Source organism: Lactobacillus porci (assembly GCF_009695985.1).
GTDB lineage: Bacteria > Bacillota > Bacilli > Lactobacillales > Lactobacillaceae > Lactobacillus > Lactobacillus absianus.
Genome location: NZ_VUMX01000001.1, coordinates 182,081 through 191,493, shown reverse-complemented (window position 1 = coordinate 191,493; position 9,413 = coordinate 182,081). Strand labels below are relative to the sequence as shown.

The following is a 9,413-nucleotide window of genomic DNA, read 5'->3' as shown; positions in this document are numbered from 1 at the left end:
ATCAAAGAAACAAACAAATTAGAGCAGTGCGTACACGTGCTGTTCTGCCGTAGTTAATCAATCTGCGGAAGCATCTGAGGTCCGCCAAGGATGCTTGAGAAGCGACAGCGTAAGCCTTCGGGCTTGGTTATGGGAGAACTCTCTTCGGGGAGTTTGTTTGGACCACGCTAGTTAGTCGCAAACCTCCGACCTCGGTCGGGGGTAGTTGATTAACCATTTTTGCATTGATCTTTCGACCTCCTTGATTTGATGCTTTTAATATACCGGGAAAGCATAATTCCCCAATTGATTTCTATCAAGATCTGGATTTTTACAAAATTTTTTACGAAAAAAGCCATCCAGGGGAATTTGATCCTCTGAATGGCTTAGTTTTAGTCGATGCGGTTGATTTTACCAGCCGCGATTGGAAGAGTGACGTGTTGGTCGTAATGGTCGTTGAAGACTTCCTTGAACTTGGCTAAGTCGACGTCTTTTTCATAGCTGTAATAGCCTTTCGTCCAACTAGCTCTTTTTTCGTCCAATTTTGCCCGATTTTGGACGAAAGAGCAAATAATTGGACTAAAAAAGTCCCTTCACGCTTAGACATGAAGGGACGTTACTTCCTAATGCTGCTGTAGCCATAATAATTCTTCCGATGTGCTTCATTCCATAAAATTATAACGCCCTATCGTTTATTACATTATTAACTGAGAGCAAATCATATCTTTTTACTATCAATTTAATTTGACTACCAATTTTTACATCTGTGGTGGCTGGCAAATAAAAGTTATCACCGTCTGAATTTGCTACCCTAAATAAGTTCATCTTACCAACCTTTTCCCGAGATAAAACATAAAATTTTTTTCCAGAATGATTTACTTCGTATAGTATGCCTATCTTACAATCATAGATCTCTTGCTCTTTCACAAAAGAGAATTGATCATTTCCAATTAAATCCGAATCATCAAATACTGTATATTGCTGTTTGGATTTTTGACTTTCAACCATGATATCTCGCGTAAATTCATATTCTTTTATTGCGATTACCTTATACATCCATATTTTCCTTCCTCATATAGATAAATTTTTTCATCGTCATTACATTCCCCAAAAATACTTCTATGAGATAGTTTACGCTTTTCTTGATAACTCTGGTATATTAAGGGTATTCAAAAAGCAAAACATCTAACTTGGGAGAAAATAGAATGAAGCCAAACAAAGATCACGTAGAAGAAGATAAGCCTTTCACTTGGGAAAGTTTTATGTTATCTGAATCATGGAATGAATTTCCGGAAAGAAAGGACGATCCACCTTTAACAATGGATTTTCTTTTCTGGTATCACGGTATTAGATATATCATTACCGCCGCCTACGGTGACGGTGGCTACATGATTGCCGAAGAACTCAGTGGAAAAGTCATAATTCAAAACAAGAATTTCCGTAAGTTGGTGGAAGACGTTCCCTTGTTTGAAGGTAAAACTTTCAAGGAACTTTTGCCCGATTTAGACGTAGAATATTAGCTCATCAACCAAAAAAGCATCCCTGGCAGTGAAAGGACTTTGTTAATTGGCAAAAGCTATTCCTTAGTCAGCACGGTCATGCATTCAACGTGCGGGGTCTGTGGTAACTGGTCCACGTGTTTTTCTACCTATAACACAGTGGGCAGGAGGGAGGCCATCGTCTCGACCTGCTCTGCTCAGCCGATTTATGATCAAGGTCCAGGCCCAGTATGCCGTTAACTTGGTCGGTATCTTGGTCGCTTATCTTGGTCGGTCACCGATCAAGTTGCTTTCTCCTGTACCTCTGAATGCTCAGCGACAAGGACGGTTTCCTCCGGCAGATGCAGAAGAACATCGCAAAAACGATAATGGATGCCGACACGATGAGCCCGGAAAGTATCCAGGCCAGGCTCGACGAGCTGCAGAAGGAGCTCATCCGAAAGGCCAACAGCAAGCAGAACTACGATGCCATCGCCGATGAAATCTTTACGTTGCACGAGCAGAAATCACAGTCCGAGGCAGACACCGGAAGCGCGTCGCCGAGCTGCAGGACTTCATCGGAAGTCAGCAATCCGAAATCACCGAATTCGACGAAAGCCTCGTTCGAAAGCTGATCCAGCAGATCACCATTCACGATGACCGCTTCACCGTGGAATTGAAGTCCGGCATCACAATCGACATCAGAGCATAAAAAGGCTCCTCGCCGCCGACACATTTGCCGGAAGCGAGGAACCTTGGTCTGTCTTTTTTCTTATTGTTCTTGTGCCTTGATACGCTTAGTTTTTCGGTATCGAAAATAAAATATCCCCATTAAGATCACATTCAAAATCGTCACTACGATACTTGCTTCTATCTTGTACGCGCCTCCTGACAGCATTTTGTTTGCAGAAGCTGTCATGGTCAAAATACTTGGATAATCATCGGCCAGACTAACCCCTCGGATGATTTGATGTTCCCGTTTCTGACGTTGAGGCAAAAAAGGCGCAGAGAACCAGGACGGACCATTCCGCTGATCGTCTCGGAATGCTCCACCTCTGTAAAGTAATCATCGAATGTCTTGTCCTTTACAGTTTTGGATCACTCCACGCTTGATGCCTCCCCTTATCTGCGTCTGTTTACTTTTTAGAATCGATGTCCTTCTTTTCTCTATATGTAGCTTTATCCTCGGCTACCATCATTCCGCTCGTGGATGATTCCGTCTGGTAACGATGGCTTGTAAAATTGCCACTTATGTCCTTCGAAGAATCCAAATCGTCTGGTGCTTCATACGGTTTCCCTTCCTTGTTGTACGTCAGGTTGAATACCATATTCGTAAGCCACTTCTTGAATGACGAATTGTCCTGAAACTGCTTAAAGAGCTCCATGTTGTCCGCCATGATGGAGAAAATGACATTCTGCAGGGCGTTCTCGCTTTCTGTTCGGGCTTCCTGCTCATCAGAATTCTTCATGGCATTCTGGTATTTCTTGTCACGAGAAACCATCGCCGGAATCCGGAGGATTTGGCGCTGTACGTTATCAGCGTCATTCCACTGAATATTTCCGAACGTATCGTTGAAATCCATGATGATCTCGGAAAGCGGATCAAGTTCCGGCTCGACGATATGGCCGACCTTTCCGGCAGGGACCGGAGCAATTTCGGCGTCCTCGTCCTCCAGTTTTATAGCCACGGCCTCCTGTGCTTCATTCCGATAACTGTCCAGATCGATCGTAGACAAAATGCCCTCTGACAAATCATCCTCACGAGGTGACGGAAGTTTCGGTATTAGCAGATTCAGGAAGATCGACAACTTTTCCCAGTCCACATTCCCATAAGGAAGAATAGAGCCAAGGAAACCGTATGTACGGACAAATGACTTCGCTGCGCTCTTGAACTTGATCTGATCGTCCGTTTCGAGCTCGTTGTAGGTAGCCACGCACGGATCAAGCAGCGGATCAAGCCTGTCTCGTTCAGCTCCGCTAAGGAATAAATCAACTACGTGCTCTACATCATCGTTGTCATACACCTGATAGCTTTCCATGAGCGTGATCAGGTCATAGAGCTTGTTTGGGTCGGTCTCTCCGGATAGAATCGTCGTCCTGTAGAATTTAGAGAACGCTTCTTCAATAGTAGAAGTCTTGTTGGCAAAGTCCAACACATAGACCTCATCCTTCCCTGGACAAGCCCTGTTCAATCTGGATAAAGTCTGCACCGCCGCAATGTCATAAAGCGGCTTATCCACGTACATGGTCTGCAACAACGGCTCATCAAATCCGGTCTGGAACATGTCGGCAACTACCAGAAGACGATACGGATCTTTCTTGAACTCCTTCGGGATCTTGGCGTCTGGGAACCCGTTCAGTTCTGCTGATGTCAGGGCAGGTTCCTGTCCGTTGTATTTGCACTCGCCGGAGAAAGCGATAATCGCCTTGTACGGACTATGTCTGTCTGCAAGGCACTTGTTGATTGCATAGTAGGTCTCGATGCAGCGTGGGATGCTCGCGGTCACTACCATTGCGCGGGACTTTCCGTTCAGCTTCTTCTTAGCGATAATCTGCTCATGGAAGTGATCCACCATCATGGCAGCTTTCTTGGCGATAACATCCGGATTCCCCTCTACAAAGGAACGCATTTTTTTCTGGGCGCGCTTCTTGTCGAACATCGGATCGTCCTCGACCTTCTTGGCAATCTTGTACCAGCTGTCGATCGTCGTATAGTTCTTCAAGACGTCAAGAATGAAGCCTTCCTGAATAGCCTGCTTCATCGTGTAGACATGGAAAGGCCTGTGCTTGATTTCACCATCCTCTTCATATGGCGTTCCGAAAATCTCCTCGGTCTTGTTCTTTGGAGTCGCGGTGAACGCAAAATAGCTTGCGGTCTTTACGAGCTTCCGGCCCTCGACAATCGCATTGATCTTGTCTTCATTGTCCATTTCGTTGTCTGAAGCCATGCCGGAAAGCGCCAGATTCATATTCGCGGAATTGCGCCCACTCTGGCCTGAGTGGGCCTCATCGATGATAATGGCAAAATGATTATTGATATGTTCCTGACCGATCTCCTGCGAGATGTACGGGAACTTCTCAACCGTGGTTATAATGATCCGCTTGCCATCCTGGATTGCCTTCTTCAGGTCTCTGGAATGCTGCGCCCAAACGACCGTGTTTTTCACCTGCATGAACTGCTTGATGGTATCGCGGATCTGCTTATCTAGAATCCTGCGGTCGGTGACGACGATAACGGAATCGATCATCGGATGGCCATCTTGCTCAAGGCCGATCAGCTGGTGAGCAAGCCATGCGATAGAATTCGACTTTCCTGAGCCTGCACTGTGCTGGATGAGATAGCGCTTTCCAACACCGTTTTCTTTCACATCTGCGAGCAGCTTTTCAACGCAGTCTAATTGGTGATAACGCGGCCAAATCTGTTTAACCGATTTTTTCTTAGTATCTGGATCGACATCAACGACGACCTGAGCGTAATTCTCGATAATGCGGGAGAGCTTCCACTTCGTCAGAATGTCCTTCCACAGATAGTCTGTCATGATGCCATCCGGATTCGGCGGATTGCCCGCGCCATCGTTATAGCCCTTGTTGAATGGCAGGAACCAGCTGTCCTTCCCAGCAAGTTTCGTGCAGAACATGACGGTCTGGTCATCGACTGCGAAATGCACCATGCACCGTTTGAACGAGAACAGCGGTTCCCGCGGATCGCGATCTTCCTTATACTGCTCAACGGCATCTGCTGTCGACTGACCAGTGAAATGATTCTTTAGCTCAATCGTGACGACCGGAAGACCGTTGATGAACAGGCAAAGGTCGAGTGCGAGCTTTGAAGCGTCGATGGAATAGCGAAGCTGCCGTGTCACACTGAAGATATTCTTTTCAAACATCTGCTTCGACTTCTCGTTGTTTTCCGTCGGCGTAAAGTAGAACATGATGAGATCCGCCGGGTAGGCCTTCACGCCGTTTCGAAGAACATCAATGATGCCGCGCTTCGCGATTTCCCCAGAAAGCCGATTTAAAAACTGCCGCTTCTTCTGTTCGCTGTTATTTACACCAAGCTTTGCCATTTCCCTTGGCTGCGTATCATTTAAGAACCGGAAGAGGCGGGTTTCGTCTACGGTGTATTCCTTGTTGTAATCATCATTCGTTCCCTGCTCGTAGCCATTCTGCTCCACGAGCCAGTTCACGATTATCGTCTCAAAGCCCTTCTCGGTTTTATCAGTAAAAGCCATGATCAAGCCTCCTCTCCGTCGGTCTCTGTTTCTTCGTTATTCTCCGAATCATCGTCAACGACGTCATCTACGTGTTCATACTCGGGAACAGTAACATTGCGGACATCGATTTTGCCGGTGACAGCATCCGAGATGATTGTTGATTTTAGCTCCTGAAGCGCTTTTATTTTGCTTTCTGTTAATTGAATAGCTTTATCAAGCATGTCGCATTTATCGTCCAAATAACAAGCAATTTTCTCTTGCTCAGTAACATCAGGATAAGCAAGTTTTAACTGTTCCAATACTCTCATGCCGATGTTTTGCTGAGTACCATATGACCAACCATCCTGCACCTGTTGTTGATATGGCAAAGCCTGCAAAGCGTAAAAGAGAAAACGCGGTAACATCACTTCTTGATTACAACGGAAAACGGCAAGTGGAGACCATATAGTAAATATTCTATCTGTATCTACAATTGATACTCGTCCAGTAGTCGCGCCTGATTTGATCATGTATATATCATCAATCTTAGGCACATATTTCTTACAACATTCTTCATAAAAGTCCTGAGAAATAAATCCTCGAATATGATTAAAATCAATTTTTCCATTACCACACGAAACAGCTTCTGCAGAAACAAAGGGGATACCCTCCTCATATAACTGTGGAGTTGTATGTGGGCCGTCCGTCAGCGGTTGTGAAAGGACACGTAGTGTTTTCGTAATTCGCCATCCTTTTGGAATCATCCGATAGTAGCTATTATCTGTCCCACACATTTCTTCTCGTTTTAGTCCTGTAGTTACAGTTTTAGTAATAACCGTGTTCTTCAGTTGATTGAATTCCTGTATTTCCTTCCGGCGTATTCCAATCAGCTTGTTGATCTCAGAGACCTTCCAATCGAGGAAGCGCACAATCTGATCCTGCTCGGCGCGGGGAGGAACAGGAAGGAGGACATTCCCAAGATAATCCATAGAAATACGCATCCGAACTGATGTTAAAGTTCCGTTGTCACTTTCATGCATCAGTATTCCTTTACCGAGTCCAATTAAGCTTCTCTGGAACGTTACAAGTCTGAAAATGTAGTGATAATACCAAACGTTATCTTCATGACGTAAAACGAGCGGATAATACACTGGGCTCACGCATCCTGTATACCGCGAAACACCCGCAGCCCCAGAGACAACGTTCATATTGTTTACCAACAAGTCCCCCTCACGGCAAATGTTATACTTTGTCAAATCCGCTTTGGGCTTATTTCCGCCTGCTCCTTCCTTTTCTGCATAGGGAATGACACCCTGTTTGGCTGTAAGTGAAAGTATATTGTCTGTAATAACCGGATTATTTGTTTCCTTACGCAGTCCAAAGACAAGTTTTAATCTTTCCATTCGCCAATGAGATGGTATCTCCTTAGCCCACTTTTGATTGACACTTTGATATTCTGGATAAGCATTATTCATTCTGTAAGCCCTCCACGATCTCATCCATGACGCCATCCGATTCCCTCTCGAGCTCCTTAAGCGAGGCAAGGATGTCCTTCATATCACGGAGCTCTACCGGCTTGTAGAAGTACTTAGTGAAGCTGATCTCGTAACCGATCTTTGTCTTGCTTTCATCCACGTAGGCGTCCGGTGCATATGGCTTGACTTCCTTTTCGATAAATGCGTCGATCCCGCCATCGTAGTTGAACGGAATGTTTTCCGAGTCGCGAAGGTTCGGATCGGATTCGCCTTCAACCTCTTTTGCATGTGGATCAGCTTCCGTGATAAATGGACGGATCTTCTTGAGCTGCGTCTTTTTGAGCTTTGTCGCCTTGGCAAAAGCTTCCCAATCGTCAAGCGGTGTGTCATTCGGCACATCGGCGACCGCCTTTCTCACCATTTCTAGATCTGTAGCTTTCTTAAATAAAAGCTTCCCCTTTTCATTTTTTTCAGGGATTTCTCGTTCCGGGAATACATGGAGACGTAGAGGACGCTCGACAGTTACATTCCAGTAGCCGAACTCACTGTTATCGAATATCATGCTTACGTCGCTTTCCTCCATGTCAAGGAAAATGCGAACAATTTCCTTACGGATTTCCGGCGTGAATTCACAGTTCTTATTGCCCATGTTCTTGCGCAGCGGGCTCTTCATGTTGGTCGCGTCGATGAGTTGAATCTTCCCTTTGCGGCGTTCTTCCTTCTTATTGGAAAGCACCCAAATGTATGTGCCTATGCCTGTGTTGTAGAACATGTTGTCAGGCAATGCGATGATAGCTTCCACAAGATCGCGCTCGATTAGATATCTGCGTGCGTTGCTTTCACCGCTTCCTGCATCGCCCGTGAACAGGGATGAGCCGTTATGGACTTCGATGATGCGGCTGCCGAGTTCTGTGTCGGTTTTCATCTTGGATACGTTGTTGAGCAGGAAAAGAAGCTGTCCGTCGCTTGTGCGCGGGATCATCTTTAGCTCCTCACCGCTGGGAAGGTATGCATTGAAACGAGTGTCTAGGATTTCACTCTTGCCACCCATCTTGTCTGCATCTGTTTTCCAACTCTTGCCGTACGGCGGATTGGAGAGCATGAAGTCGAATTGACGAGAGGGGTTTCCGTCCAGCGACAAGGTTGATCCATAAGAAATGTGCTCAGCTTCCTCACCATCGCCTTTGAGGAGCATGTCCGCCTTGCAAATCGCATAAGTCTCCGGATTAATCTCTTGCCCAAACAGGTGAATGGAGACGTTCTTGCCCCGGCGCTTTGCGAGAGTCAAAAGCCGTGCCTGTGCAACTGTAAGCATTCCACCTGTCCCGCACGCCCCGTCATAGCAGGAGTACGATGCATCCAGAATCTTGTCCTCCACCGGGTAAAACGCAAGGTCTGCCATGAGCTCGACAACGTCACGCGGCGTCCAGTGTTCTCCGGCTTCCTCGTTGTTTTCTTCGTTAAAGCGGCGAATTAATTCTTCGAAGATTGTTCCCATGCCGTGGTTATCGAGTCCCGGCAGCTTCACGATCTTTTTCTCCGCGTCCTTATAGACAGGATTCGGGCTGAGGTTGATATCCGATGACGTGAACTTTTCGATGATCGCACCAAGGATATCCGCATCGACCATAGTTCTGATCTGGTCGCGGAATTTGAACTTGTCGAGGATCTCCTGAACGTTCGGAGAGAAACCGTCCAGGTATGCCCTGAAGTCGGCTTCAAGTGTCTGCTTCTTCGAGCGGCTCGTCAGATCCTTTAAAAGGAATGGCGAAGCATTGCAGAACGCTTGTCCAGCTGCATTGCAGAGTGCAGGCCACTGATTGTCGATCTTGGCAGCGTCTAGCTGTTTCTTCATGGTAAGGACGGCTTTCTTTGTTCCTTCAAGCATTGCATCAAGGCGGCGAATGACTGTCATCGGCAGAATAACGTCACGGTATTTGCCACGGACATAGACGTCGCGCAGGCAATCGTCTGCGATTCCCCATATAAAACTGACTATCGAGTTGTACTCCTGGTTATCCATTATTGTTCCTCCGTGCTTTTCTGCTTTTCATTATTTTTAGGAATTTCTACTCGCTCCATAATATCCTGCGCTTCACAGTCAAGTGCTTCGCAGATCCGAAGTAAAATTTCTGTTGTAACATTCTCGCAACGTCCCATCTTAGCAATTGATGCCGCACTCACATGGCTCATTTTCTGAAGATCCTGTTTCTTCAAGCCACGATCTATTAGAAGTTTCCACAGCTTGTTATAACTAAACTGTGTTTCTAATTTCATTTTTTCCTTCT

8 protein-coding genes are annotated in these 9,413 nt (G+C 46.0%); 2 read left to right on the top strand and 6 right to left on the bottom strand.

The window, feature by feature from the left end; genetic code table 11:
• Positions 1-371 precede the first annotated feature (371 nt).
• Together FYJ62_RS01050 and FYJ62_RS01045 are read right to left on the bottom strand one after the other, a co-directional pair.
• Positions 372-521, bottom strand: a complete 150-nt coding sequence (locus FYJ62_RS01050; protein ID WP_154546917.1) for a hypothetical protein — start codon at positions 519-521, stop codon at positions 372-374.
• Between the two features lie 133 nt (positions 522-654).
• Complete coding sequence (locus tag FYJ62_RS01045) at positions 655-1,035, bottom strand: hypothetical protein (RefSeq protein ID WP_154546916.1); 381 nt, start codon at positions 1,033-1,035, stop codon at positions 655-657.
• 149 nt (positions 1,036-1,184) lie between these two features.
• Between FYJ62_RS01045 and FYJ62_RS10710 the strand changes: the two genes are divergently transcribed.
• Both FYJ62_RS10710 and FYJ62_RS01035 read left to right on the top strand, forming a co-directional pair.
• The gene (locus FYJ62_RS10710) at positions 1,185-1,499 is read left to right on the top strand and encodes a hypothetical protein (protein WP_229771798.1); all 315 of its coding nucleotides are present in this window, start codon (positions 1,185-1,187) and stop codon (positions 1,497-1,499) included.
• 320 nt (positions 1,500-1,819) lie between these two features.
• A complete protein-coding gene (locus tag FYJ62_RS01035) occupies positions 1,820-2,092 on the top strand; it encodes a hypothetical protein (RefSeq protein WP_154546915.1) in 273 nt (90 codons plus the stop codon).
• Between the two features lie 501 nt (positions 2,093-2,593).
• On the opposite strand, the gene FYJ62_RS01030 is transcribed toward FYJ62_RS01035, so the two are convergent.
• The 4 genes from FYJ62_RS01030 to FYJ62_RS01015 are packed head-to-tail and all read right to left on the bottom strand — an operon-like array spanning position 2,594 to position 9,402.
• Positions 2,594-5,689 (bottom strand): type I restriction endonuclease subunit R, encoded by a 3,096-nt coding sequence (locus tag FYJ62_RS01030; protein WP_154546914.1) that lies wholly within the window; start codon positions 5,687-5,689, stop codon positions 2,594-2,596.
• A gap of 2 nt (positions 5,690-5,691) precedes the next feature.
• Positions 5,692-7,125: a restriction endonuclease subunit S gene (locus FYJ62_RS01025; protein WP_195837364.1), complete on the bottom strand. Its 1,434-nt coding sequence runs from the start codon at positions 7,123-7,125 to the stop codon at positions 5,692-5,694.
• Positions 7,118-9,148 carry a type I restriction-modification system subunit M gene (locus FYJ62_RS01020; protein ID WP_154546912.1) on the bottom strand — a complete coding sequence of 677 codons (2,031 nt, stop codon included), beginning with the start codon at positions 9,146-9,148 and terminating at the stop codon, positions 7,118-7,120. Before FYJ62_RS01020 ends, FYJ62_RS01025 begins: the two co-directional genes overlap by 8 nt.
• The gene (locus FYJ62_RS01015; RefSeq protein ID WP_404537770.1) at positions 9,148-9,402 is read right to left on the bottom strand and encodes a helix-turn-helix domain-containing protein; all 255 of its coding nucleotides are present in this window, start codon (positions 9,400-9,402) and stop codon (positions 9,148-9,150) included. Before FYJ62_RS01015 ends, FYJ62_RS01020 begins: the two co-directional genes overlap by 1 nt.
• Positions 9,403-9,413 lie beyond the last annotated feature (11 nt).

Excerpts from the sequence above, each read along its gene's own strand:
- FYJ62_RS01045 (WP_154546916.1), bottom strand. The coding sequence starts at position 1,035 with ATGTATAAGGTAATCGCAATAAAAGAATATGAATTTACGCGAGATATC.
- FYJ62_RS10710 (WP_229771798.1), top strand. The coding sequence starts at position 1,185 with ATGAAGCCAAACAAAGATCACGTAGAAGAAGATAAGCCTTTCACTTGG.
- FYJ62_RS01035 (WP_154546915.1), top strand. The coding sequence starts at position 1,820 with ATGCAGAAGAACATCGCAAAAACGATAATGGATGCCGACACGATGAGC.
- FYJ62_RS01030 (WP_154546914.1), bottom strand. The coding sequence starts at position 5,689 with ATGGCTTTTACTGATAAAACCGAGAAGGGCTTTGAGACGATAATCGTG.
- FYJ62_RS01025 (WP_195837364.1), bottom strand. The coding sequence starts at position 7,125 with ATGAATAATGCTTATCCAGAATATCAAAGTGTCAATCAAAAGTGGGCT.
- FYJ62_RS01020 (WP_154546912.1), bottom strand. The coding sequence starts at position 9,148 with ATGGATAACCAGGAGTACAACTCGATAGTCAGTTTTATATGGGGAATC.
- FYJ62_RS01015 (WP_404537770.1), bottom strand. The coding sequence starts at position 9,402 with ATGAAATTAGAAACACAGTTTAGTTATAACAAGCTGTGGAAACTTCTA.